General features: G+C 65.4%; 20 protein-coding genes. 9 read left to right on the top strand and 11 right to left on the bottom strand.

What is annotated here, in order from left to right; all coding sequences use genetic code 11:
- Positions 1-71: 71 nt before the first annotated feature.
- From tsaE to ubiE, 6 genes are all read right to left on the bottom strand, one after another.
- Entirely contained in the window at positions 72-1,640 is a 1,569-nt protein-coding gene (gene tsaE, locus ABIB99_RS20255) for a tRNA (adenosine(37)-N6)-threonylcarbamoyltransferase complex ATPase subunit type 1 TsaE (RefSeq protein WP_354177277.1), read from the bottom strand.
- Positions 1,637-4,141, bottom strand: a complete 2,505-nt coding sequence (locus ABIB99_RS20250; RefSeq protein WP_354177276.1) for a sensor histidine kinase — start codon at positions 4,139-4,141, stop codon at positions 1,637-1,639. The genes tsaE and ABIB99_RS20250 overlap by 4 nt, the downstream gene beginning before the upstream one ends.
- 190 nt (positions 4,142-4,331) lie before the next feature.
- Positions 4,332-4,790 carry a dUTP diphosphatase gene (dut, locus tag ABIB99_RS20245; RefSeq protein WP_354177275.1) on the bottom strand — a complete coding sequence of 153 codons (459 nt, stop codon included), beginning with the start codon at positions 4,788-4,790 and terminating at the stop codon, positions 4,332-4,334.
- The gene (gene coaBC, locus ABIB99_RS20240; protein WP_354177273.1) at positions 4,787-6,238 is read right to left on the bottom strand and encodes a bifunctional phosphopantothenoylcysteine decarboxylase/phosphopantothenate--cysteine ligase CoaBC; all 1,452 of its coding nucleotides are present in this window, start codon (positions 6,236-6,238) and stop codon (positions 4,787-4,789) included. The genes dut and coaBC overlap by 4 nt, the downstream gene beginning before the upstream one ends.
- Positions 6,239-6,301: 63 nt before the next feature.
- Positions 6,302-7,876 carry a 2-polyprenylphenol 6-hydroxylase gene (ubiB, locus tag ABIB99_RS20235; protein WP_354177272.1) on the bottom strand — a complete coding sequence of 525 codons (1,575 nt, stop codon included), beginning with the start codon at positions 7,874-7,876 and terminating at the stop codon, positions 6,302-6,304.
- A complete protein-coding gene (ubiE, locus tag ABIB99_RS20230) occupies positions 7,873-8,634 on the bottom strand; it encodes a bifunctional demethylmenaquinone methyltransferase/2-methoxy-6-polyprenyl-1,4-benzoquinol methylase UbiE (protein ID WP_085405034.1) in 762 nt (253 codons plus the stop codon). The genes ubiB and ubiE overlap by 4 nt, the downstream gene beginning before the upstream one ends.
- 81 nt (positions 8,635-8,715) lie before the next feature.
- On the opposite strand from ubiE, the gene mutM reads away from it, so the two are divergent.
- Positions 8,716-9,615, top strand: a complete 900-nt coding sequence (gene mutM, locus ABIB99_RS20225; RefSeq protein WP_063980156.1) for a bifunctional DNA-formamidopyrimidine glycosylase/DNA-(apurinic or apyrimidinic site) lyase — start codon at positions 8,716-8,718, stop codon at positions 9,613-9,615.
- 256 nt (positions 9,616-9,871) lie between these two features.
- On the opposite strand, the gene ABIB99_RS20220 is transcribed toward mutM, so the two are convergent.
- Positions 9,872-10,615 (bottom strand): nucleotide-binding protein, encoded by a 744-nt coding sequence (locus ABIB99_RS20220; RefSeq protein WP_354177270.1) that lies wholly within the window; start codon positions 10,613-10,615, stop codon positions 9,872-9,874.
- A gap of 244 nt (positions 10,616-10,859) precedes the next feature.
- Between ABIB99_RS20220 and ggt the strand changes: the two genes are divergently transcribed.
- Together ggt and ABIB99_RS20210 are read left to right on the top strand one after the other, a co-directional pair.
- Positions 10,860-12,539: a gamma-glutamyltransferase gene (ggt, locus tag ABIB99_RS20215; RefSeq protein WP_354177268.1), complete on the top strand. Its 1,680-nt coding sequence runs from the start codon at positions 10,860-10,862 to the stop codon at positions 12,537-12,539.
- Between the two features lie 244 nt (positions 12,540-12,783).
- The gene (locus ABIB99_RS20210) at positions 12,784-13,881 is read left to right on the top strand and encodes a sensor histidine kinase (protein ID WP_354177267.1); all 1,098 of its coding nucleotides are present in this window, start codon (positions 12,784-12,786) and stop codon (positions 13,879-13,881) included.
- Between the two features lie 87 nt (positions 13,882-13,968).
- Here the strand turns inward: ABIB99_RS20210 and ABIB99_RS20205 are convergent, their stop codons facing one another.
- Complete coding sequence (locus ABIB99_RS20205; protein WP_354177266.1) at positions 13,969-15,327, bottom strand: serine protease; 1,359 nt, start codon at positions 15,325-15,327, stop codon at positions 13,969-13,971.
- Positions 15,328-15,561: 234 nt separating this feature from the next.
- Between ABIB99_RS20205 and ABIB99_RS20200 the strand changes: the two genes are divergently transcribed.
- Entirely contained in the window at positions 15,562-16,365 is an 804-nt protein-coding gene (locus tag ABIB99_RS20200; RefSeq protein ID WP_039155124.1) for a HesA/MoeB/ThiF family protein, read from the top strand.
- A gap of 9 nt (positions 16,366-16,374) precedes the next feature.
- Here ABIB99_RS20200 and ABIB99_RS20195 read toward each other — a convergent pair whose 3' ends face one another.
- The gene (locus ABIB99_RS20195; RefSeq protein ID WP_354177264.1) at positions 16,375-17,382 is read right to left on the bottom strand and encodes an aldo/keto reductase; all 1,008 of its coding nucleotides are present in this window, start codon (positions 17,380-17,382) and stop codon (positions 16,375-16,377) included.
- Positions 17,383-17,502: 120 nt separating this feature from the next.
- Between ABIB99_RS20195 and ABIB99_RS20190 the strand changes: the two genes are divergently transcribed.
- A complete protein-coding gene (locus ABIB99_RS20190; protein WP_071908915.1) occupies positions 17,503-18,414 on the top strand; it encodes a LysR family transcriptional regulator in 912 nt (303 codons plus the stop codon).
- 3 nt (positions 18,415-18,417) lie between these two features.
- Here ABIB99_RS20190 and ABIB99_RS20185 read toward each other — a convergent pair whose 3' ends face one another.
- A complete protein-coding gene (locus tag ABIB99_RS20185; RefSeq protein ID WP_247306046.1) occupies positions 18,418-19,419 on the bottom strand; it encodes a 2-hydroxyacid dehydrogenase in 1,002 nt (333 codons plus the stop codon).
- 312 nt (positions 19,420-19,731) lie between these two features.
- On the opposite strand from ABIB99_RS20185, the gene ABIB99_RS20180 reads away from it, so the two are divergent.
- Positions 19,732-20,262: an SH3 domain-containing protein gene (locus ABIB99_RS20180; protein WP_354177262.1), complete on the top strand. Its 531-nt coding sequence runs from the start codon at positions 19,732-19,734 to the stop codon at positions 20,260-20,262.
- Positions 20,263-20,414: 152 nt separating this feature from the next.
- On the opposite strand, the gene irrA is transcribed toward ABIB99_RS20180, so the two are convergent.
- On the bottom strand, positions 20,415-20,906 hold the full coding sequence (irrA, locus tag ABIB99_RS20175; protein WP_063980150.1) for an iron response transcriptional regulator IrrA: 492 nt from the start codon (positions 20,904-20,906) through the stop codon (positions 20,415-20,417).
- A 352-nt stretch (positions 20,907-21,258) separates the two neighbouring features.
- Here irrA and fabA point away from each other — a divergent pair, with 352 nt between their 5' ends.
- The 3 genes from fabA (at position 21,259) to fabI (ending at position 23,973) form a co-directional block, all read left to right on the top strand.
- Positions 21,259-21,780, top strand: coding sequence for a bifunctional 3-hydroxydecanoyl-ACP dehydratase/trans-2-decenoyl-ACP isomerase (fabA, locus tag ABIB99_RS20170; RefSeq protein WP_354177407.1), 522 nt, complete (start codon positions 21,259-21,261; stop codon positions 21,778-21,780).
- A 40-nt stretch (positions 21,781-21,820) separates the two neighbouring features.
- Complete coding sequence (gene fabB, locus ABIB99_RS20165; RefSeq protein ID WP_071908918.1) at positions 21,821-23,044, top strand: beta-ketoacyl-ACP synthase I; 1,224 nt, start codon at positions 21,821-21,823, stop codon at positions 23,042-23,044.
- Between the two features lie 128 nt (positions 23,045-23,172).
- A complete protein-coding gene (gene fabI / locus ABIB99_RS20160) occupies positions 23,173-23,973 on the top strand; it encodes an enoyl-ACP reductase FabI (protein ID WP_135214062.1) in 801 nt (266 codons plus the stop codon).
- Positions 23,974-24,032: the final 59 nt, after the last annotated feature.

Below are 24,032 nucleotides of genomic sequence, written 5' to 3'. Positions count from 1 at the left end.
CGTCCTTGTCCGGCTGCCTGCGGGCGATGATACCGATGCGATGGCTAACAGGCGGTAAATCGGGCCGCGAATCAGGCTTGGGGCTGCTCTTGAGGCTGCTCTTGGGACGGCTCTTGGGACGCCCCCTGGGGCGGCGGGACGTTGGCGAGATACCAGTCGCGCAGGTGAGCCAGCGCGGGATGTGCCAGCGAGCGCTGGAGGTAGGTCCAGATCCGCGGCTGGTGGCGCAGATAATGCGGCTTACCGTCGCGGCGGTTGAGGCGGGCGAAGGTGCCGAGCAGGCGCGTGTTCCGCTGCGCCGACATGATGGCGTAGAGCTCGGCGAAGCCGGCCGGATCGAAGCTCGCATCGGCCGTGCGCCGCGCCTTGATGTAGCGCGACAGCAGTGTCAGCTCGAGCGTCTCAGGGACGTCGATACGCGCGTCCTGCAGCAGCGACACTACGTCATAGGAGTGCGGCCCGAGCACGGTGTCCTGGAAGTCGATCACGCCGACGCGCGCCATGCCAGTACGATCGGCGAGCCAGATCAGATTGGGCGAGTGGTAGTCGCGGATGATCCAGGTTTTTGGCGCGGCCAGCGGCTTCTTCAGCAGCTCGCGCCACATCGCGAAGAATTCCGCGCGCTTCTCGTCGCTCAGTGGCGCGTTGCGATCGGGCAGATACCATTCCGGCATCAACCCGATCTCGATCAGCAGCGCCTCGGTGTCGAAGGCAGGAATGGTGTAGGTCTGATCCGCCAGCCGCAGCGTCTCCGGCAATGTCTTGCTGTGCAGCACGGCCAGCACGTCGGTCGCAGCTTCGTAACGTTCGGCGATCGGGCGCGGCGGATCGCCTTCGATCACGCCGTCGCTGCCGAAATCCTCGGAGATCAGGAAGCCGTGGTCGAGATCGTAATGGTGGATCGCGGGCGCTGAGACTCCCGCCACGCGCAAGCCTTCGTCGACGGCAACGAACGGCTTGATGTTCTCGGCAAGATGCACCGCCGCGCTGTAGGATTTTCCGTTGTACATTGCAGCGCCGTCGGGCCGCTGCGGAAAGTTCATGAGGATGACGATCTCGTCGTCGCGCAGCAGTCGCGCATAGGAGCGGGTCGAGGCATCGCCGGCCATGTGCTTGCGCGTTGCATCCATGTAGCCGGATGCCTCGAGGAATTCCCGCAGCGCCTTCAGCCGCGCGACTTGCGCGGCGGCCTTGCCGTAACCGGTGATGTCGGCGGCGCGCGCATTCGAGCCCAGCGCCGGCCGGTGCGTCAGCGCGATGTCGATGCGGTCTTGCGGCATCGCTGACGGTGCGCGTTCCGGCCATTCGATCAGGACGAGCGTGGCATCGGGAAGCGGCGACAGGCCGATCTCCTCGAGCTCGCTCTCGTCCTCGACGCGGTAGAGATCGGCATGCATCACCGGAAACGGCGGCAGCTCGTAACCCTGCACCAGCGTGAAGGTCGGGCTCGGAACTTCCAGCGCCTCGTCGCCGGCGAGATAGCGGATCATGGCGCGCGCAGCCGCAGTCTTGCCGGCACCGAGATCGCCGGTGAGGGTGATGACGTCGCCGGGGCCGACCAGCAGCGCGAGGTCGGCCATCAATTGCGCGGTGGCCGTCTCGTTGACAAGCGCGACGGAGAATGTGGTCGGTTCAGTCATTCGGCGGCGTCGCGATGCGCCGCCTGGTCGGTCGGGAAGTCGCAGATCACGACCGTGCCTCTGCCCACGATCGAATCCACCCGCACCTTGCCGCCATGCAGCTCGACGAAGGAGCGCACCAGCGACAGGCCGAGCCCGGCGCCGCGGTGACGCGACCCCTGCGAGCGGCTTTCGAACCAGTTGAACACCTTGTCCTTCATGTCGGCAGGTATTCCAGGCCCGGAATCTGTCACAGTGAAGACCACGCTGCGTTCGGTGCGGCGTGCGCTGATGCCGACGGTGGAATCCTGTGGAGAAAACCCGACGGCGTTCGCGAGGAGGTTATAGAGCACCTGCACCACGCGCTTCTCGTCGCCGACGAAGCTGCCGATATCCGGCGCGATCTCGACCTTGAGGCGGATGCGGTCGGTGGCGAGGCGGTCCTGGATGCCCTCGGCGGCGAGCTCAATGGCCTTGCTGACGTCGACCGGGCCGAGTTCCAGCTTCATGGCGCCGGCGTCGATCGTGGCGAGATCCAGGATGTTGTTGGTCAGCGCCAGCAGGGCGTTGGTCGATTTGGTGACGTAGTCGAGATATTCGGCCTGTTTCGGCGTCAGCGGCCCGGTCGAGGGATCGCTGAGGAAATGCGCGAAGCCGATGATGGTGGTGAGCGGCGAGCGCAGCTCGTAGGAGACGTGGTGGACGAAATCCACCTTCATCTGGTCGGCGGCCTCCAGCGCCTCGTTGCGCTCGCGCAGCGCACGCTCGACATTCTCGGTGTCGGTGATGTCCTGGAACGTCAGCATGGTCGCGCCGTCATGCAGCGGACGGATCATGCCGTCGAGCACGCTGCCGTCCTTGCGCTCGAGCTTCAGCGGCACGTCGGCGCGGCTCTCGATCGAGGTGACGGCCTCGCGGATCTGCCGCCAGACTTGCGGGTCGTCGAACAGCTGATGGCACCAGCCTTCGACCGTCTGGATGTGCGGCTCGTCGCGCATGGCGTCGCTCGACAGCTTCCACATCCGGACGAAGGCCGGGTTGAACAGCTGCGCCCTGCCGTTGCTGCCGAACACCGCGACGCCCTCGGCGAGGCTGTCCAGCGTCTCGCGCTGGACGCGGATCATGCCGTCGAAGCGGCGGGCAAGCTCGAGGCTTTCGGTGACGTCGTCGAACAGATAGGTGACGCCGCCTTCCGGATTCGGCGTGGTGACGACGGAGAGCGCGCGGCCGTCGGGCAGGTACCAGGTGTCCTTGGCGGCCTCGACCGCGCGATAGGCCTCGTGCAGCTTGGCCTTCCAGGCGCGGAAGTCCGGCTGCTCCGGCAGCTTGCGCGCTGCGCGGAGTTGGTCGAGCACGCTGGAATCGTCGGGATTGGCGTCGAGGAAGATGCGGTCGAGGTCCCACAGCCGGCGGTAGGAATCGTTGTAGAAGGCGAGCCGGCGCTGGCCGTCGAACACGGCAACGCCCGAGGAGAGCTGGTCCAGCGTGCGACGATGCGCCTCCGCCATCCGCACCAGCGCCGAGCTCAGCGCATCCGCCTCGCTGGCATCGATGGCGACGCCGACATTGCCGCTGCCGACATTGACAGCGCGGACGTCGTAGATGCGCCGCTCGCCGCCGATCACGATCGGCAGTCGCGAGGTGAAACTGGCCGCGTCCTTCAGGCCTCGCTCCATCGCGGTCCGGTCGGCACTGTCGAGCAGCTCGAGCTTGCGCTGCTGGGCGTCGGTGGCGCTGCTTGCCTCGGTCGCGCGTACATAGGCCGGATTGGCGTAGCTCAGCGTGCCGTTCTCGGCCTTGGCCCAGATCGGCCAGGGAGCCGCGGCGGCAAAACCGCGCAGCATCTCGGTCTCGTCGGCAAGTGCCTTGTAACGCAGATTGGTCTCGGCCAGATCGCGCCGGAGACCGGAGAGTTCGCGAATCCTGACGATGGCCTGGCCGCCGATGGCGCGGCCGATGGCCTCCAGCGTGTGGCCGTGCGCGGTGGTCAGCGTCAGCTGGAACCCGTCGCCGCGGTCACGCAGCGCATCGACCGCGTGATCCATTTGGAGCGCGGGCTCCGGCGGCAGCCATGTTCCGAACGCGAGGACGCGCTGGGGGGAGGAATCGCGCGGCAGCACCATGGAGATGTCGCCGGAAATCTGCGCGCGATTGTCGCCGGCGGGCCAAGAGATCAGGATCTGCGGCTCGGCGAACAGCAACGCGCCGAAGCGATCGGACTGGAGTTGCAGTTCCCCGATCCGCGCGCGCAGCCGCGCCTCGTTGTTCGCCGTGCGCACGCGCGTGCGCATCAACAGGATCGCGGCCACGACCGAGAAGCCGAGCAGCGCGAGCGCGGTGGCCAGCACCGCGAGTTCCTGCCGGTTGAAGTCCAGCATTATGGAAAGTGTGTCGACGAGGTCGGCAGCCTCAGCCGGCGCAGCCGGCAGCAGCGCCGCGAGAGCGCCTCCCAACAAGCCGTTGCGCGCCAACGATGTGCACGACAGCAGCGTCCGACGCATCGACACGATCACGCCTGACATAGTTGCCCCAGATCGCACGAATTTGCGCGCGGCGACCCCCGTCGCGCGCGAATCAAACGACAATACCCCCACCGTGACTCCAGCGGTAAGAGTCCAGATCGTGAACGCAAAGGCGGTCCCACAAAAATGCCGGGCGCGCGGTTCCAATCCACCTAGTTCTTCGGGATGATTCGGCTGGAGTTGCCGTGTGTTAGCGGCCGGTCGAGCCGAAGCCGCCGGCGCCGCGATCGGTCGCGGACAATGTTGTCACGGGAACCAGCGCGGCCTGCACCACCGGCGCGATCACCATCTGCGCGATGCGCTCGCCGCGCTTGACCACGAAGGGCGCTGCGCCGTGGTTGATCAGGATCACCTTGATTTCGCCGCGGTAGTCGGCGTCGATGGTTCCGGGTGAGTTCAGCACGGTGACGCCGTGCTTGGCGGCAAGCCCCGAACGCGGCCGCACCTGCGCCTCGTGGCCGGGCGGCAGCGCGACCGCGAGGCCTGTCGGCACCAGCGCATATCGGCCGGGGGCGAGCGTCAGCGGCTCGCTGTCGGGAACTGCGGCCATCAGGTCGAGGCCGGCGGCTTCGGAGGTCTGGTAGGTCGGCAGCGGAAGGCCTTCGGCGTGGGCCAGTTGCTGCAGTTCGACCGTGACTTTCGTGCTCAAGATGCCGGCTCCCGGGATTTGTCGGTCACGCTCTTTGCGACATGCGCGACCAGCTCGATGGCGACCTGTTCCTTGGTCATCACCGGCCAGGAATCAACTGCGATCTCGCCGTCCTCCTCACCATTCTTGCGACTGATCAGATGCACGGTGTTGCGGTCGCCGCCCATGACACCGGTCGCCGGCGAGACGTCGTTGGCGACGATCCAGTCGCAGCCCTTGCGGGCCAGCTTGGACTTGGCGTTGTCGATGAGGTGCTCGGTCTCGGCGGCAAAGCCGATCACCAGCGGTGGGCGCCGGTCGGTCAGCTTCGAGATCGTGGCGAGAATGTCGGGATTCTCGACCAGCTGAAGCGGCGGCATGCCGGCCGAGGTCTTCTTCAGCTTCTGCTCGCCCTCACTGGCGACCCGCCAGTCGGCGACCGCGGCCGCGAAGATCGCGATGTCGGCGGGAAGCGCCGCCTGCACCTGCTCCAGCATCTGCCGGGCCGATTCCACCCGCTTCACCGTTACGCCCGGGGGATCGCCGAGATCGACCGGGCCGCTGACCAAGATCACCTCGGCACCTGCGGCTTGCGCGGCGGCGGCGATGGCAAAGCCCTGCTTGCCGGACGAGCGGTTGGCGATGTAGCGCACCGGGTCGATCGGCTCGTGGGTAGGGCCTGCGGTGATCAGCACGCGCTTGCCGGCGAGCGGGCGCGGCACCGGCGGCCGCAGCAGCCGCTCGGCGGCGGTGGCGATCTCGATCGCCTCGGACATGCGGCCCACGCCGGCTTCGCCCGCCTCGGCCATCTCGCCTGAATTCGGGCCGATCAGGACCACGCCGTCACGCTGAAGCTGCGTGACGTTGCGGCGGGTCGCCGCATTCTTCCACATCAGCGGATTCATCGCCGGCGCCAGCAGGACCTTGCGGTTGGTCGCGAGCAGGATGGCGCTGGCGAGATCGTCGGCATGGCCATTGGCCATCTTCGCCAAGAGATCGGCGGTCGCGGGCGCGACGACGATCAGGTCGCAGTCGCGCGCCAGGCGGATGTGACCGGCGTCGAACTCGCTCTGCGGGTCGAACAGGTCGGTGTAGACGCGCTCATGCGACAGCGCGCTCACGGCCAGCGGCGTGACGAATTGCTGCGCCGCCTTGGTCAGGACGCAACGGACCTCGATCCGGCGTTCCTTGAGCCGGCGGATCAGGTCGAGCGACTTATAGGCCGCGATTCCGCCCCCGATGATCAGGGTGACGCTGGCCTCGGGAAGGGCGCCGGTCCGTTGCGGCGTGGGGGCGGTAGATTGGGCCGGCGGCAGCGCAAACGGCGTCAGCGGCTCCTCGCGGCCCTCGATCAGCTCCCCGAGGATGACCCGGACCTCTTCCTCGACCGACCTGCGGTTCCTGGCCGAGCGCAGGCGCAAATAGGTTTTGACGCCCTCGTCGAGCTTGCGGATGGTCAGGCTTGCCATGACGCCCCTCCAGCACGGAATGATAGCGATAGCGATGCTATCGTTTCCGTGATTGCAGTGCAATCACAGATTCCGAACGGCGATCAGGATTCCGATGAAGGTGGCGGCGATGATCCAGAGCGCCACGGTGCGCCAGCGATTCTTGCGGCCTTCGCTGCGGCCCATCGCGGCGATGCTCTCCGGCGACAGCCGGATGCCTTCCCGCGTCATGGTCTCGAGCTGCTCGAGCACCGCGACCGAGCGCTGCGCGATGTCGGGCAGGCGCATCAGCACGCGGGCGAGGTCGCTGCCGCCGGAGAGCGCGCCCTGCACGCGGCCGATCGGGCCGAGATTGCGCTCGATCCATTCGCGCACCACGGGGTCGGCGACCTTCCAGATGTCGAGCTTGGGATCGAAGGCGCGCGCCACGCCCTCGACCACCACCATGGTCTTCTGCAGCAGGATCAGCTCGGGCCGCGTCGTCATGTCGAACAGGCCGGTGACCTCGAGCAGCAGCGTCAGCAGCCGCGCCATCGAGATCTCTTCCGCCGTGCGGTTGTGAATGGGCTCACCGATGGCGCGGATCGCTTGCGCGAAATTCTCGACCGAGTGATGCGCCGGCACATAGCCCGCCTCGAAATGCACCTCGGCGACGCGGCGATAATCGCGCGTGATGAAGCCGAGCAGGATCTCGGCGAGGAAGCGCCGCTCCTTCATCCCGAGCCGGCCCATGATGCCGAAATCGACCGCGACCAGACGGCCGGCGTCATCGAGGAACAGATTGCCCGGATGCATGTCGGCGTGGAAGAAGCCGTCGCGGAGCGCGTGGCGCAGAAAACTCTGGATCACCTTGCGGCCGAGATCGGGCAGGTCGACCTGCGCCTCTGCAAGGCGCTTGTGATCGTTCAGCGCGATGCCGTCGATCCACTCCATCGTCAGCACGTTGTGCGTGGTGCGGTCCCAATCGACGGTTGGCACGCGAAAATCAGGATCGTCGCCCGTGTTCTCCGCCATCTCCGACATTGCAGCCGCTTCCAGCCGCAGGTCCATCTCCATCGCGACCGAGCGCGACATGGTGTTGATGACTTCGATCAGGCGCAAACGCCGCGCCTCGCTCGAATAGGTCTCGGCCTTGTGCGCGACGTAGAAGAAATCGGAGAGATCGCGGCGGAATCGCGAGGCCACGTTGGGCCGCAGCACTTTTACGGCGACCGGCTTGCGGATGCCGTCGCGCAAGACTTCGCCGCGATGCACCTGCGCGATCGAGGCTGCCGCGACCGGCGGGCCGAGGCTCGCGAACACGTCCTTGAGCGGACGCTCCAGCGAGCTCGCGATCGCAGCTTCCGCTTCGGCTTGCGAAAACGGCGGCAAGCGATCCTGGAGGCTTTCCAGATCACGCGCCATGACGACGCCGACGACGTCGGGACGCGTGGCCAGAAACTGCCCGAGCTTGAGATAGGCCGGGCCCATCCGGGTCAGCGCGCGCGTCAGCCGTGGTCCGTGCTTTGGACCGCGCCGTTCGACGAGGCGCGCAAGCTTCAGCGCGAGTTGCCCTGGCGGCGGCACCAGGGTCGGATCGACGGAACCGAACACGCCCTCGCGCGCAAACACGAACGCGGCGCGGATCAGGCGCGAAATGTGGGTAATGGAAGAAATCACAAACGCCAGCCCGAATGCAGTGCGACGATGCCGCCGGACAATGTCTGCCAGCTGACGCGGGCGAAGCCGGCGTCGCGGATCATGTCGGCGAAGGCGTTGGGTTTCGGAAACTTGCGGATCGATTCGACGAGATACTGGTAGGACTCGGCGTCGCCCGTGACCATGCGGCCGAGCGGCGGGATCACCTTGAACGAGAACAGGTCATAGATCCGGTCGAGCCCGGGCATCTCGACGGTGGAGAATTCCAGGCACAGGAAGCGGCTGCCGGGCTTGAGCACGCGATAGGCCTCGCGCAGCGCCAGGTCGATCCGCGGCACGTTGCGAATGCCGAAAGCGATCGTATATGCGTCAAAGCTGCGGTCGGCGAAGGCGAGCGCTTCGGCGTTGCCCTCGACGAAATCGACCTGGGTCTCGAGATGCCGCTTCGCGGCACGCTCGCGGCCCACGGCCAGCATCTCGGCGTTGATGTCGCACACCGTGGCATGGAAGCCGGGACCTGCCGCCTTGGCAGCGCGGAACGAGATGTCGCCGGTGCCGCCGGCAACGTCGAGCAGCGCGAACGGCCGGTCACCCCGCGGCGGGTTGAGCGCGGTGATCATGATGTCCTTCCAGACCCGGTGCAGGCCACCGGACATCAGGTCGTTCATCAAGTCATAGCGCGACGCCACGCTGTGAAACACATCGTTCACCAGCGTCTGCTTGTCCCCCAGGGGAACGTCCCTGAAGCCAAAATGCGTGGTTTCGCCCGGCCGATCCATTACTCTACTCCACTGGGCGGACCATAGCGCGGCCGCCGCAATGGCGCTATCACACCGCCCTCATAAGGTGAATGCCTGACCATGCCTGAATTGCCCGAAGTCGAGACCGTCCGCCGCGGCCTTCAGCCCGTCATGGAGGGTGCGAAAATCCTCGTCGCGGAGGCCCGCAGGCCGGATCTGCGCTTTCCCTTCCAGCCCGATTTCGTGGCCCGGCTCCAGGGGCAGGTCGTCACGGGGCTTGGCCGCCGTGCAAAATATCTCATGGCCGATCTCGCCTCCGGCGACGTGCTGCTGATGCATCTGGGGATGTCGGGCTCGTTCCGCGTCATCAAGCCGGACAACGAGGCCGCGCCGGGCGAGTTTCACTACCCGCGGGCTAAGGACTCCACGCACGACCACGTGCTGTTTCGGATGTCGTCCGGCGCCGACATCGTGTTCAACGACCCGCGCCGCTTCGGTTACATGAAAGTGATCGCGCGCAACGCGCTTGAGGACGAGCCGCTGCTGCGCGATCTCGGCCCCGAGCCGCTCGGCAATGAATTCGACGCCGCGATGCTGGCGCGGTCGTGCGAGGGCAAGACGACGAGCCTGAAGGCCGCGCTGCTCGACCAGCGCGTGGTCGCCGGGCTCGGCAACATCTATGTCTGCGAAGCGCTGCATCGCTCGCATCTGTCGCCGCGCCGCATTGCTGCGACGCTCGCGACCAAGGGTCGCAAGGGTGTTGGCGGCGGCGAGCCGACCGATCACGCGAAGCGGTTGGTGAGTGCCATTCACACTGTGCTGAACGACGCGATCAAGGCCGGCGGATCGAGCTTGCGCGACCATCGCCAGACCTCGGGCGAGCTCGGCTATTTCCAGCATTCCTTCAAGGTCTATGACCGCGAGGGCGAGACCTGCAAGACGCCAGGCTGCGGCGGCACCGTGAAGCGATTCACCCAGAACGGCCGGTCGACCTTCTGGTGCCAGAAATGTCAGAAGTGAAGATCGGGCCTGCCGCCGATAGGCCGTGAGTCTCGGCGAAGGCGACGACCCCACCACGCCGTCATTGCGAGCGCAGCGAAGCAATCGAGAAGCCCTCCGCGGAGAGCTGCGCTCGCAATGACGAGGAGGATGGTTGCTCGTCTAGAAAACGCGAAGCGAAGCAATCCGGCCGGGCTGGTGGCCGGATTGGTTCGTCGCTTGGGCTCTTCAACCGGATAAGTGAAGAGGCCGCCTGTCGTCCGAGCGATCGCCCCGCTCAGGACGCCAGCGTCGTGGTCTCGTCCGCCGCGTGTTCGGCGGCGACGTGCAGCATCCCGTCCGCGACCGAGATGACCTGGTCGATCAGGACATTGGTCGTGGCTTCGAGCTCGAGCCGGGTCTCGATCCAGCGCCAGAGGCCGCGGATCTCGTCCGCCGACTTGCCGTTCGGCGCGAATTCGCTGACGGCGAGGCCGCTCGCGAGCGAGTCCTGGTGGTCATTGCGCATCACGATCAACGGGCGCGCGAGCACTTCGGCGAGATCGAGCGCGGCTTCCTCGGCGAGGGTGTTGGCGGCGTTGTCGATGCGCTGGCCTCGGATCGGCGCCTGGTTCAGCACGAAGCCGTAGGGCCGCTTCCAGGCGCGCGCGACGCTGAGCGTCGAGACGGTCGCCTCGATGTCGGCGACGCTCGGGCGGGCCGGAATCAGGCAGAGGTCGGAATGGCGGATCGCGGCGGTGGTCGCGGCGCTGAGGCCGGCCGCGGTGTCGACGATCGCGAGCCGCAGGCCGCTGTCGGCCAGCATCTTCAGGCGCGGCGCGATGTCGGCGGCGTGATAGATCGGCTCGACGACGAGATCGTCAGCGTGGCGGCGACGCAGCCAGTTGGACAGGGTACCCTGCGGGTCGGTTTCGATCAGGCGGACGGTGAAGCCGGCCTGCTTGGCCGCCAGCGCGAGGCCGATGGCAAGCGTGCTCTTGCCACTGCCACCCTTTTGGGTGGCCAGTACGATCGTGTGCATGGAAAGTTGAATCCTTTGGAATGCTTGGGTCTGTGGGGTAACGCCACGCGAACGTGCATCGCTTCTCGATGCTGAGCTCTACTCGCTCAGGACGTGCCCTGCCCGATCCAAAGGGGACCGCGGATGTCCGAATCAACGCCAACGATGATGGCAGAATCGGGAATGCCAGCTAATCCGTACCAATACTGGACCCGTCGTCGCCCGTATGATGTGCTTGCCGCCGTGAATAAAAGGGGCAGGCGGCATGGACGGAAACTGGCGCGACCGGACGGCAACGACCTTTGAATGCCAGAAGATGCCGGCGGTCTCGAGCCGCGGCATGGTGGTCAGCAACCATCCACTGGCCTCCAGCGCCGGCGCCGAGATGCTGGCCGCGGGCGGCAACGCCATCGACGCCGCGATCGCGACCCTGTTCACGCTGACCGTGGTCGAGCCGATGATGGTCGGCATCATCGGCGGCGGCATGGCGCATATACGTCTGGCTGACGGCAGCCACCGTTTCATCGACGGGCAGAGCACCGTGCCTGCGGCGGTGCGTGACACCAGCTACACATCCGCGCCGGGCGCGGCGCATGACGTGTTCGACACCGTCGGCAACGAGAACCTCAACGGCCCGAAGGCGGTCGCCACGCCGGGCTCGCTGAAAGCCTGGTGCGAGACGCTGCGCCGGTTCGGCACCATGTCGCTTGGCGATGTGATGCAGCCCGCGATCAAGCATGCCGCGCGCGGCTATGCGGCGACGCCGTACTTGCACGAATGCATCAGCGAGAGCGCTGCCGAGATGCGCAAGGACAAGCCGATTGCGGCGATCTATTTGCCTGATGGCGAGCCGCTCAAGGTCGGCGAACGCGTGGTGCAGGCCGAATATGCCGAGACGCTCCGCACCATCGCCGACCACGGCGAGACCGCGCTCTACGAGGGGCCGCTTGGTGACATCCTCGTCGACTACATGGAGAAGACCGGCGGCTTCATCCGCCGCAACGATCTCACCGGCTACAAGACCGTCGAACGGCAACCGATCCGCGCCGACTATCGCGGCTGGACCATCCTTGGCCCGCCGCCGCCCGCGGCCTCCGGCGTCCACATCGCGCAGATGCTGAACATTCTGGAGGGCTATGACATCGGAGACCTCGGTTTCGGCACGCCGGAGACAATCCACTATCTCGCCGAAGTCCTGAAGATCGCCTTCGCCGATCGCGCCGCGGCCAGCGGCGATCCGGATTATGTCGGCGTCCCCGTGGAGCGGCTGACGTCGAAGGCCTATGCCGAGGAACGCCGCCGCGCCATCGATCCGGCGCGGGCGCAGGCCTGGGGCGCCGGCGTCTCGCAGCTCGAAGGCGCGCACACCACGCACATGACCGCGGCGGACGCGTTCGGCAACGTCGTCGCGACCACGCAGACCATCAACAATCTCTTCGGCGCCAAGATCATGATTCCGGGCCTGGGCGCCATCGCCAACAACTACATGAACCTGTTCGATCCGCGTCCCGGCCATGCGCTGTCACTGGCGCCGGGCAAGCGCGTCACCACCTCGATGTCGCCGATGATGGCGCTGCGCGACGGCAAGCTGCGCTATGCGCTCGGCCTGCCCGGCGGAAAACGCATCTTCCCCAGCGCGATGCAGGCGCTGGTCAATCTGATCGACCACGGCATGAGCCTGCAGGAAGCGGTCGAGGCGCCGCGCATCTGGACCGAGGGCAACGCGCTCGAAGTCGAGCAGAAGGTGCCGGAGGCCGTGCGCGCGAAGCTTGCGGGCCTCGGCCACAAGGTGGCGCCCGTCGCGACGGTGGCGGGCGGCATGAACGGCATTGCCTTCCACGACGACGGCACCATGACCGGCGCCGCCTGCTGGCGCGCGGACGGCACGCCGGTGGGAATTTCGGGCGGGCTTGCGAAGGCCGGGATCAGGTTCAGGCTGAGCTGACCGCGCATTCACAAGGACGGTGCGCTCGTACCTCTTGTACAACTGACGTCGTCCAATCGCCGGCAGGTGTCGCGACCGCAAATCCAGCGGTTCGCGGTTTTCGAACCTCCGCGGTATTTTTCGGTGCGAGGCAGATGTCGCCTATGCGGCCCGATCCGCGCAGATGACGGCACAAGTTCGGCAATGTAGGGTGCGGAACACTGGCGGCAGGCTCGTCGATCAGCGTCTGAGTAAGGCTGTGCGTATGGGCGGCGATATAAGCGGCGACTTCCTGGCCGGCGGCGGCGAGATGGGCGCTTTGACGCGAGCGTTTGACTGGTCAAGCACATCCGTGGGCTCTCCGGACACTTGGCCCCAAAGTCTTCGAGTTACAGTGCGGCTCGTTTTGACCTCGCGGCACCCGATGTTCATTTGGTGGGGACCAGAACTCATCCAGTTCTACAACGATGCATACCGGGAGACGATGGGGCCGGAAAGGCACCCAAGCGCTTTGGGCGCGCGCGGCCGTGAGTGTTGGGCCGAGATCTGGGACATCATTGGTCCCCAGATCGAGTACGTCATGTCGGGCAAGGGGGCGACCTGGAATGAGGACCAGCTGGTGCCGGTGACCCGTCACGGGCGCCGCGAGGACGTTTGGTGGACGTACAGCTTTGGTCCAATTGATCTTGAAGGCAAGGTGGGCGGCGTGCTTGTCGTCTGCAGGGATGTCACGTCCGAGCATATGGCAAGGGAAGCGCTGAACCTCATCAATGAGGAGCTGAAGCACCGCGTCAAGAACACGCTTGCAGTGTTGAGCGCGGTAGCTGCCCAGACATTTCGCGACCCGACGAGCAAAGCCGATCTCGAAAAGTACCAGGCACGGCTCGGCGCGTTTGGACGAGCGCAGGACTTGCTGACCGCATCAAATTGGGCGGCCGCACCACTCCACGATGTGATCGGCACTGCTCTTGCACCTTATCGGACAGGCGAAGGCCGCTTCATCGTCTCGGGTCCTCCACTCGTTGTGAAATCTAGACAAGCGCTTGCTCTGTCATTGGCGCTCCACGAGCTCGCAACCAACGCTTCGAAGTACGGCGCTCTGACCGTAGCGGGAGGCTGCGTATCGATTACATGGTCAACCGAGGCTCAGGATGGCGAGTCAAAATTTGTCTTTGTCTGGCAGGAGATTGGCGGTCCGTCCGTATCGAAACCCGTCGGCACAGGCTTTGGCTCCAGGCTGATTTCCCGCGTGCTGAAGGACGATTTCAGCGGTTCCGTTGACGTTTCGTATGACTCGGCCGGGTTTACATGCAGGCTGACCGCGCCCCTCGAAAATCTGGGACCTTTGCCAAAAACCACGTGAGACCGTGCAGGAGCTGCGTGGCTCAACGGAGAGGCATTGCGTCCCGCACCGCGTCCGGGACACGAGAAGAGTATTGTTCTCCCTCGCCTACTTCCGCACGCAGATCACGCGGACGACGGCCGCCTTCGCATCCGTCGACGTGCCATTCGCAGTGACGGCGTTCGCCTTCAGGAAATCGCGCACCGTTTCCGCAGACACCATCACCGCTTGCGACGCCGGCACCGATGTCGCGGGCCCCGCGAGCATCGCCGGCTTCAACAGCGCGACGCCGGCGAATTTGCCGTCGCCGTCGATCGCCGGGCTGCCGGAGAAGCCGACCGCCGGCGGAGGCGACAGCGCGGAATCGCTTGCTGTGACCGGCGCCAGCGCGCCCTTGAGGCTCGATACGCCCGCAGCTCCGCCCTGGCTCTGCGGATCGGCAATACCGATGACGTCGACGCTTGTCTTCGCTGTACCGCCGGTGAGGCTGAGCGGCTTCAGGCCGCGCGCGCCGTAGATGTGCAGGAGCGCGAGATCGTGCTCCTTGTCCTCGGCGAGACGATCGGCGCTGCCATAGCCGGCAATGGTGATCGCGAGACAGCTATCGGTGACGAGGCGGTCGGTGACAATCGCACCGTCGTCGCTGACGACGATGCCGGTGCCGTATTCGACGGTCTTGCGCGGCGGCGGCCCGGCCTGCGGTCCTGTCGGAAACGCGTTGAACGCGCTCGACATTGCAATCACGACCGGCTCGACGGTGTTCTCGGTCGCCTGGTCGTAGAGGATCGTCATGGTGCGGACTTCGTCGCCCTTAAAGGTGCCTCGCACGTAGAATTTCTTGAGGCCCTGCAACCCCGACAACACGAAGAAGTCGGGCTTCACCACGGTGTAGTCGACCTTGCGCCCCGACGGTTCCTTCTCCAGCTCGGCGAGTTTCGCCGTGGTCGGGTTCGCCTCCTTGCGGCGGCTCAGCAGCACCTGCACCGTGCCGGTCGGCGAAGTCCATTTCGAGCCGTTGGCATCGGTCACCTGCTGCGGCACCAATTTGCCGGGGATGCCGAGCCGGGCGCCGCTGGTCGGCTCCATCACGATCTTCCAGCCGACGCTCTCCTGCTTCCGCCGCGCGGTCTCGGTGAGCGCGGCGCGCTCCTGCGGATTGAGCACGCCGGTCGGCTTGCCACCCTTGACATTCTGATATTCCTTGATCGCCTCGACCATGCGCGCGCTGACGTCGCCGGTGATGGCGCCGTTATATTGGCCGACCCAGGCGAGGTCGGACTGGAGCGACAGCCGTTCCGCCTGCGCCATCGCATCAGCCGTCGCCGACGGCGTCTGCAGTGCGGGAGGCCGGATCGGCACGGTCTGGACCGGCTTCGGCTTGGTGCCGGGGATCTCTGGCGTCGTCATCTGCGCGCTAGCGCCTGTGGCAGCCGCAAACATCAGTGTTGCCGCAAGCATCGATCTCATGACAAATCCAGCCAGCCCATTGAACGTGCTACCATTGAAGCACATCTCGTTGGTCGCGAACAATGTTGGGGTGGTTCAGGCTAAGAGCCGAGCCACGCACTGAGGCCCTCATCCTGAGGAGCGGCCGAAGGCCGCGTCTCGAAGGATGGCCGCAGGCGAGATCGGGGCCTTCATGGTTCGAGACGCGCGTTCCGCGCTCCTCACCATGAGGATTTGAGAGAACGAAGGACGACGATGCTGAGCCCGGACGAACTGGAACGCTATGCCCGCCATATCGTGCTGCGCGACGTCGGCGGGCCGGGCCAGGCTGCGCTGAAGCGGGCCTCCGTGCTGGTGATCGGCGCCGGCGGGCTCGGCGCGCCCGCGCTGATGTATCTGGCGGCCGCCGGCGTCGGTACGCTCGGCGTGGTCGATGACGACGTGGTCTCGCTGTCAAACCTCCAGCGCCAGGTGATCCATACGACGCCCGATATCGGCCGGCACAAGGTCGAGAGCGCGGCCGAGCGGATCTCCGCGCTCAATCCGCATGTCCGCTTCGTCGGCCACGCCACCTGGCTCAATGCCGACAATGCGCTGAGCATGATCGGAGACTACGATCTCGTGCTCGACGGCTCCGACAATTTCTCGACGCGTTATCTGGTCTCGGATGCCTGCTTCTTCGCGAAGCGGCCGCTGATCACGGCGGCGCTCGGCACCTTCGACGGCTCGCTCACCACCATCCGCGCGCATGAGAAGAACGAGCAGGGCGTGTTCAATCCGACCTATCGCTGCCTGTTTCCGGAAGCGCCGCCGCCCGGCACCGTGCCGGCCTGCGCGGAGGCCGGCGTCATGGGCGCGCTTGCGGGCGTGATGGGCTCGATGATGGCGCTGGAGGCGATCCGCGAGATCGTCGGCTTCGGCGACGGCCTCGTCGGCCGCCTCCTGATGATCGATGCGCGCGCGATGCGCTTCGAGACGCTGCGCTACGCGCGCGATCCGGCCAATCCGCTCAACGGCGATGGGCCTGTCATCACGGACCTCAGCGCCCATCGCACCTGATCGCTGCCGCTACCGCGTGGCCGGCTTCTCGCTGTCGAGATGCGCCATCTGCTCGGCCGCGTAGCGCGTGCCGGAAGCGACGTCGGGCGGAAATGCTTTTGCAAGCGCCGCGAGATGCGCCGGCGTCAGCGTTACCTTCGCCGCGCCGAGCGCTTCGGTGAGACGGTTGCGCGTGCGTGCGCCGACCAGCGGTATGATCTCTTTGCCCTGCGCCGCTACCCAGGCGATCGCAACTTGCGCCGGCGTTGCGCCGATCTCTGTGGCGATCGCCCGCAGGGATTCCACCAGCGCGAGATTGGCGTCGAGATTTGCGCCCTGGAAGCGCGGCGTCATCAGCCGGTAATCCCTGCCGGTCTTGCCGGAGTCCTTCGACCAATGGCCGCTGATCAGGCCGCGCGCCAGCACGCCGTAGGCCGTGATGCCGATGCCGAGCTCGCGGCAGGTCTTGAGGATGTCGCGTTCGATGCCGCGCTCGATCAACGAGTATTCGATCTGGAGATCGGCGATCGGATGCACGGCGTGCGCGCGGCGGATGGTGTCGGAGCCCACCTCGGACAGGCCGATATGCCTGATGTAGCCGGCCTTCACGAGATCGGCGAGGCCGCCGATCGTCTCCTCGATGGGAACGTTGGGATCGAGACGCGCCGGACGGTAGATGTCGATGTAATCGGTGCCGAGGCGCTGCAGCGAATAAGCCAGGAAGTTTTTGGTCGCGGCTGGCCTTGTGTCCATGCCGGAGAATTCGCCGGCGGGACCGCGCAGCGCGCCGAACTTCACGCTGATCTGCACCTTGTCGCGCGACACATCCTTCAGGGCCTCGCGCACCAGCATTTCATTGTGGCCCATGGCGTAGAAATCGCCGGTGTCCAGCAGCGTGATGCCGGCATCGAGCGCCGCATGGACCGTGGCGATGCTTTCGCCGCGGTCGGCGGGGCCATAGACCTCCGACATGCCCATGCAGCCGAGACCAAGGGCGGAGACGGTCGGACCGGTTGAACCGAGTTTGCGCTGTTCCATGATGGTTCTCCTCGAAAAGGCGGCAGGCTGATTGTGCCGCGTGACGAGGCCAGATATGCGCCTGACCGATTAGGCTGATAAGCTGGACAATCCAGAATGGCTTGTTCATCATAACGAACAATGGCCGAGCCCGATCTGCGTGATCTCGACGTCTTCGTGGCGGTTGCCCGCACCCGCAATTTCCGGCGTGCGGCGATTGAAATTCGCGTGTCGGTGTCGAGCCTTAGCCAGCGGCTGCGGGACCTGGAGGAGCGCCTTGGCGTCCGCCTGATGAACCGCACCACCCGCAGCGTCGCACTGACCGAGGCGGGCGAGCTGCTGTTGTCTCGCATCGCTCCGGCGCTGCGCGATGTCGGCGATGCCCTGGACCAGGTCCGCGGCCTGCGCGAAGTGGCTTCGGGCCGCCTGCGCATCAACGCGCCGCCGCCGGCGGTAGATCTCGTGCTGGCGCCGATGGTCGGGCCGTTCCTTGCGACCTACCCGCAGGTCGATCTCGACATCGTTTCCGAAAGCGGCTTCGTCGACATCGTCAGCGCGGGCTACGATGCCGGCGTGCGTTATGGCGAGCACCTCGCGCAGGACATGGTGGCGATCCCGCTGAGCGGTCCGCAGAGCTATGTCGTCGTCGCATCGCCTGCGTACATCGCGCGCCGCGGCACGCCGAAGCATCCGAAAGATCTGCTCGACCATGATTGCATCCGCGCCCGCTACTCGAGCGGCGTCATGCATGACCTGGAGTTCGAGAAGGCTGGCCAGATCGTGAAGGTCGATCCGCCGGCAAAGCTGATCTCGACCAACATGGGCCTTGCCATGCGCGCTGCGCTCGACGGCGCCGGCATCTGGGCGACGCTCGATGGCTACGTCCATGACGCCGTGACGTCCGGCGCGCTGGTCAGCTTGATGGAAGATTGGTGCGAGCCGTTTCCCGGCCCGTTCCTGTACTATCCGAGCCGGCGCCAGACGCCGCCCGCGCTACGCGCTTTCATCGATTTCGTCGCGGACTGGCGCAAGCGCGAAACGCGCGGCAAATAGACCTCAGAGCATGCTCGGCAGCACGCGGTCCGGCGGCTTGTGCGCGTCGAGGAAGGTGCGGATGTTGATGATCACCTTCTCGCCCATCTCGACCCGGCCCTCGATCGTGGCCGAGCCCATGTGCGGCAGCAGCGTCACCTTGCCGGCCTTGGCGAGCCGCACCAGCTTTGGATTGACTGCGGGCTCGTGCTCGTAGACGTCGAGGCCGGCGCCGCCGATCTCGCCGCCCTCGATCAGCTTGATCAGCGTGTCCTCGTCGGTCACCTCGCCGCGCGCGGTGTTGACGATGTAGGCGTCCTTGCGGATCAGCTTCAGCCGCCGCGCCGACAGCAGATGATAGGTCGCCGGCGTGTGCGGACAGTTCACCGAGATGATGTCCATCCGCGCCAGCATCTGGTCGAGGCTTTCCCAATAGGTCGCGCCAAGCTCTTCGGCGATCTTCGGCGCCACCGGGCGGCGGTTGTGGTAGTGGATCTGGAGCCCGAAGGCGCGGGCGCGGCGCGCGACCGCCTGGCCGATGCGGCCCATGCCGATGATGCCGAGGCGCTTGCCGCCGATGCGGTGGCCGAGCATCCAGGTCGGCGACCAGCCGGGCCAGGGCTTTCCTTCGGTCAGGATCGAGGCGCCTTCGATCATCCGGCGCGGCACGGCCAAGATCAGCGCCATGGTCATGTCGGCGGTGTCTTCGGTCAGGACTTTTGGCGTGTTGGTGACGGTGATGCCGCGGGCATGCGCGGCCTCGACGTCGATATTGTCGACGCCGTTGCCGAAATTGGCGATCAGGCGGAGCTTGCAGTCGGGCTGGTTGACGATGTCGGCGGTGATGTGGTCGGTGACGGTCGGAACCAGCACGTCGGCGGTGCGCGCGGCCTCAGCGATCTGCTCGGCCGACATCGGTGTGTCGTCGAGATTGATCCGCGCGTCGAACAGCTCGCGCATCCGGGTCTCGATCGAGTCCGGCAGCTTGCGCGTCACCACCACGAGGGGCTTTTTCTTCACCGACATGTCATGCCCTCATGAGGCGCCGCAAGCCGCCTCTGTTACCAAAGGCCGGCCGTTGAGGCCTCATTAACCCGGTTGTTCGACACTGCCTTTGCCGTGTCGTCCCCGGCGCTTCCTTCAAGCTCCCCCGACATTTCCGACCGGAAAATCGGGGCAAACTGGTTGTTCAGATGTCCGTCCTCTCTAGCAGAAGGCCGGGCCAAGACAAGAACCACGGGTTAAGGCTTCGGGAACACGGGAGATGGGCTTACGCGGCAGGTTCGGAATTTAGGGTGAGGGCCCGGCGCGGCGGGGCCCTCGACAGGAGACGGGTTGATGGCGTTGGGGCGTTTTTGTTCGGTGATGGCGCTCGTTTGCACCTGGTTGAGCGCCTCGGTCAGCCCCTCCCATTCGGCGAAGGACAGCACCCCCCAGACCGCGAGCGGCCTGCCGGTGCCGCGTTATGTCAGCCTCAAATCGGATCACGTGAACGTCCGCGCCGGCCCGACCAAGGACAATGACGTCGCCTGGGTCTACACCCGCGCCGGCCTGCCGGTCGAAATCACCGCCGAGTTCGAGAACTGGCGCCGGGTGCGCGATTCCGAAGGCGCCGAGGGCTGGGTCTATCATTCGCTGCTGTCGGGCCGCCGCACTGCGGTCGTCACCATGAAGCACAAGGACGACCTCGCCCCGATCTACGACCGGGCCGATCCTGACAGCGCGGTTGCGGCCAAGCTCCAGGCCGGCGTCGTCACGCAGGTCAAGAAGTGCACTGCAAACTGGTGTCGCGTCACCGGCAACGGCTTTGACGGCTGGATCCAGCAGGAGCGCCTCTGGGGCGTCTATTCGGACGAGCAGGTCAACTGACCCGAAGGGTCATCCCGGGATCTCGAGATTCCCCGATGCGCAATTGCGCATCTGAGGTCTGGTCCTTCGGACCATCCCGGAATGACCGTGCAAATAGCAATGGCCGGGACAAGCCCGGCCATGACGGCTAAACTAACGGCGTAGAACGATCTTCAGCGCTTCTTGCGCAGGCGCACGACCATGTCGATGCGCGCGATCTCGTAACCCTCGGGCACCTCCGGCATCTTGGACAGCGCCAGATGCGGATCCTCGATATCGACTAGCTCGTGGCTGTTCTCGAGGTAATAATGGTGGTGGGTGGTGACGTTGGTGTCGAAATAGGTCTTGGTGCCGTCGACGCTGACCTGGCGCAGCAGGCCGGCATCGGTCAGCTGGTTCAGCGTGTTGTAGACGGTCGCGAGCGACACCGGCACCTTGGCCAGCGTCGCCTCCTCATAGAGCATTTCAGCTGTGAGGTGACGAGCACCCTTGCCGAACAGGAGCCAGCCGAGCGCCATGCGCTGGCGCGTCGGACGAAGCCCCGCGGACTGGAGCATTTCGTTGACGTCGTGCCACGGGCAGCCGGTCAAGGCCGGCTGGCGGCCGGACAGGAGGGCGGCGGAATGGACGTCGTCGTCGTGATGGGGCGCGGGATTCTCGCTCATTTCCAGATTTCGGGCACGCGTGGACACTGCATCTATATGCAATATATGGACAGATAGATGCAGATGCAAGTTTCTCGCAACTAGAGAGGTTCTAATGACAAATGGAACCGGGCGAGCAGGTGGTCACTTTACCTTCATGAGATCGCTTTGCCACCCGAAATGCCTGTGTTAGAGAGCCCGCGGTTCCGCTTGGCCGATTATGGCGCAGCCGGGCATTGAGGCCCGGCCCGCAGTCCATCCTGGCTCGTGGCAGTCGCGCCTGATGACGGGAATTGGCGCGGCTTTCCGAACGAAACGGGGCCCATTTTCGCCAGAAACGCCGCTCAATCGGGATTTGAACAGAGGCTTCCGCATGCTGAACAGGCGCAACGGCTACGAATACGAAGATCTGCTGGCATGTGGCCGCGGCGAAATGTTCGGCCCGGGCAATGCCCAGCTGCCGCTGCCGCCGATGCTCATGTTCGACCGCATCGCGGAAATCAACGACAATGGCGGGGAGTTCGGCAAGGGAATGGTGCGGGCCGAGCTCGACGTCAAGCCCGACCTCTGGTTCTTCGGCTGCCACTTCAAGAACGATGCCGTGATGCCCGGCTGCCTCGGCCTCGATGCGCTGTGGCAGATGGTCGGCTTTTTTCTGGGCTGGAGCGGTGGAGAGGGGCGCGGCCGCGCGCTTGGCCTGAACGAGCTGAAGTTCAGCGGCCAGGTGCTGCCCGAGGCCCGTAAGGTTGTGTACAACATCGATATCAAGCGCGTGATGCGTTCAAAGCTGGTGCTCGGTATCGCCGACGGATGGCTTTCGGTCGATGACCAGATTATCTATCGCGCGAAGGATCTGAAGGTCGGCCTGTTCAAGCAGGGCGTGAGCCTGGGCTGAGCGCATCACCAAGAAAGACAACGATTTAGGCGAGGCTGTCATGAGGCGGGTTGTGGTCACCGGGATGGGTATCGTCTCGTCCATCGGAAACAACACCCAGGAAGTGCTTGCGAGCCTTCACGAGGCGAAGTCAGGTATTTCGCGGGCTGAAAAATATGCCGAACTCGGTTTCCGTTCGCAGGTGCAAGGTGCGCCGACGATCGATCCTGCGACGGTCGTCGACCGGCGTGCGATGCGCTTCCTCGGCCAGGGCGCGGGGTGGAATCACATCGCGATGGAGCAGGCGATCCAGGATTCCGGTCTGTCGCCCGAAGAAATCTCCAACATCCGCACCGGCATCATCATGGGTTCCGGCGGCCCGTCGGCCCGCACCATCGTCGAATCCGCTGACATCACCCGCACCAAGGGGCCGAAGCGCGTCGGACCGTTTGCCGTGCCGAAGGCGATGTCGTCCACGGCCTCCGCGACGCTCGCGACCTGGTTCAAGATCAAGGGCGTGAACTATTCGATCTCCTCGGCCTGTGCGACGTCGAACCATTGCGTCGGCAACGCCTATGAGACGATCCAGATCGGCAAGCAGGACATCATTTTCGCCGGCGGCTGCGAGGAGCTGGACTGGTCGCTCTCGGTGCTGTTCGACGCCATGGGCGCGATGTCGTCGAAGTACAACGACACGCCCGCCACCGCCTCGCGTCCCTATGACGTCAACCGCGACGGTTTCGTCATTGCCGGCGGCGCCGGCGTGCTGGTGCTGGAAGAGCTCGAACATGCCAAGGCGCGCGGCGCGCGCATTTACGGCGAGATCGTCGGCTACGGCGCGACGTCGGACGGTTACGATATGGTCGCGCCCTCCGGTGAAGGCGCCGAGCGCTGCATGCGCATGGCGATGTCGACGGTGAAGACAAAGGTCGACTACATCAATCCGCACGCGACCTCGACGCCAGCAGGCGATCCGCCGGAGATCGACGCGCTCCGCCGCGTGTTCGGCGCCGGCGAGAAGTGCCCGCCGATCTCGGCGACCAAGGCGCTGACCGGCCATTCGCTCGGTGCGACCGGTGTGCAGGAGGCGATCTACTCGCTGCTGATGATGAACAACGGCTTCATCTGCGAGAGCGCGCACATCCAGGAGCTCGATCCCGTGTTCGCCGACATGCCGATCGTGCGCAAGCGCATCGACAACGTCAAGATCGGCACCGTGCTGTCGAACTCCTTCGGCTTCGGCGGCACCAACGCCACGCTGGTGTTCAGCCGGCTGGATGTGTGACGTCATTGCGGACGCACTGGTAGTTTTTTCGTCATGGCCGGGCTCGTCCCGGCCATCCACGTCTTTGCTACCGGTTGCGGAAGAACGTGGAAGCCCGGGCATGACGGAGAGCGGAGAGTAATTGCGAGATGGAAGGACTGATGAAAGGCAAGCGCGGTCTGATCATGGGCATCGCCAATGATCATTCGATCGCCTGGGGCATGGCGAAGGCGCTGCATGCCCACGGTGCCGAGCTTGCCTTCACCTTCCAGGGCGAGGCACTGGGCAAGCGCGTCAAGCCGTTGGCGGAGCAGCTCGGCGTGGAATTGGTGCTGCCTTGCGACGTCGAGGACATTGCCAGCGTTGATGCGACCTTCGCCGTGCTGCGCGAGAAATGGGGCAAGCTCGATTTCGTCATCCACGCCATCGGCTTTGCCGACAAGAACGAGCTGAAGGGCCGCTACGCCGACACCAGCCGCGAGAACTTTTCGCGCACCATGGTGATCTCCTGCTTCTCGTTCACGGAGGTCGCCAAACGCGCCGCCGAGCTGATGACGGAGGGCGGCAGCATGATCACGCTGACCTTCGGCGCCTCGGAGCGCGCGATGCCGAATTACAACGTGATGGGCGTCGCCAAGGCGGCGCTGGAAGCTTCCGTGCGCTACCTCGCCTCCGATTTCGGACCGCGCGGCATCCGCGTCAACGCGATCTCCGCAGGCCCCATCCGTACGCTCGCCGGCTCGGGCATCGGCGAGGCGCGTGCGATGTTCGGTTTCATGCAGAAACATTCGCCGCTCCGCCGCGGCGTCACGCTCGACGAGCTCGGCGGCTCGGCGCTGTATCTGTTGTCGGATCTCTCCGGCGGTGTGACCGGCGAGATCCACTATGTCGATTCCGGCTACAACATCATCCTGATGCCGAGGCCCGACGATTTGAAATCGTCAGAGTGATTTCGTAGGGTGGGCAAAGGCGCAGAGCGCCGTGCCCACCATCTCTCCTCGATCGCAGA

Source organism: Bradyrhizobium sp. LA6.1 (genome assembly GCF_040547805.1).
Lineage (GTDB): Bacteria > Pseudomonadota > Alphaproteobacteria > Rhizobiales > Xanthobacteraceae > Bradyrhizobium > Bradyrhizobium barranii.
Note: the sequence above shows the minus strand (reverse complement) of the source record. Positions and strands in the feature narration are given on the sequence as shown.

What these genes read in the sequence shown, in the direction of transcription:
- tsaE (WP_354177277.1), bottom strand. Translation starts at nt 1,640, where the DNA reads ATGACTGAACCGACCACATTCTCCGTCGCGCTTGTCAACGAGACGGCC.
- ABIB99_RS20250 (WP_354177276.1), bottom strand. Translation starts at nt 4,141, where the DNA reads ATGTCAGGCGTGATCGTGTCGATGCGTCGGACGCTGCTGTCGTGCACA.
- coaBC (WP_354177273.1), bottom strand. Translation starts at nt 6,238, where the DNA reads ATGGCAAGCCTGACCATCCGCAAGCTCGACGAGGGCGTCAAAACCTAT.
- ubiE (WP_085405034.1), bottom strand. Translation starts at nt 8,634, where the DNA reads ATGGATCGGCCGGGCGAAACCACGCATTTTGGCTTCAGGGACGTTCCC.
- mutM (WP_063980156.1), top strand. Translation starts at nt 8,716, where the DNA reads ATGCCTGAATTGCCCGAAGTCGAGACCGTCCGCCGCGGCCTTCAGCCC.
- ABIB99_RS20220 (WP_354177270.1), bottom strand. Translation starts at nt 10,615, where the DNA reads ATGCACACGATCGTACTGGCCACCCAAAAGGGTGGCAGTGGCAAGAGC.
- ggt (WP_354177268.1), top strand. Translation starts at nt 10,860, where the DNA reads ATGGACGGAAACTGGCGCGACCGGACGGCAACGACCTTTGAATGCCAG.
- ABIB99_RS20210 (WP_354177267.1), top strand. Translation starts at nt 12,784, where the DNA reads ATGGGCGGCGATATAAGCGGCGACTTCCTGGCCGGCGGCGGCGAGATG.
- ABIB99_RS20205 (WP_354177266.1), bottom strand. Translation starts at nt 15,327, where the DNA reads ATGAGATCGATGCTTGCGGCAACACTGATGTTTGCGGCTGCCACAGGC.
- ABIB99_RS20200 (WP_039155124.1), top strand. Translation starts at nt 15,562, where the DNA reads ATGCTGAGCCCGGACGAACTGGAACGCTATGCCCGCCATATCGTGCTG.
- ABIB99_RS20195 (WP_354177264.1), bottom strand. Translation starts at nt 17,382, where the DNA reads ATGGAACAGCGCAAACTCGGTTCAACCGGTCCGACCGTCTCCGCCCTT.
- ABIB99_RS20190 (WP_071908915.1), top strand. Translation starts at nt 17,503, where the DNA reads ATGGCCGAGCCCGATCTGCGTGATCTCGACGTCTTCGTGGCGGTTGCC.
- ABIB99_RS20185 (WP_247306046.1), bottom strand. Translation starts at nt 19,419, where the DNA reads ATGTCGGTGAAGAAAAAGCCCCTCGTGGTGGTGACGCGCAAGCTGCCG.
- ABIB99_RS20180 (WP_354177262.1), top strand. Translation starts at nt 19,732, where the DNA reads ATGGCGTTGGGGCGTTTTTGTTCGGTGATGGCGCTCGTTTGCACCTGG.
- irrA (WP_063980150.1), bottom strand. Translation starts at nt 20,906, where the DNA reads ATGAGCGAGAATCCCGCGCCCCATCACGACGACGACGTCCATTCCGCC.
- fabA (WP_354177407.1), top strand. Translation starts at nt 21,259, where the DNA reads ATGCTGAACAGGCGCAACGGCTACGAATACGAAGATCTGCTGGCATGT.
- fabB (WP_071908918.1), top strand. Translation starts at nt 21,821, where the DNA reads ATGAGGCGGGTTGTGGTCACCGGGATGGGTATCGTCTCGTCCATCGGA.
- fabI (WP_135214062.1), top strand. Translation starts at nt 23,173, where the DNA reads ATGGAAGGACTGATGAAAGGCAAGCGCGGTCTGATCATGGGCATCGCC.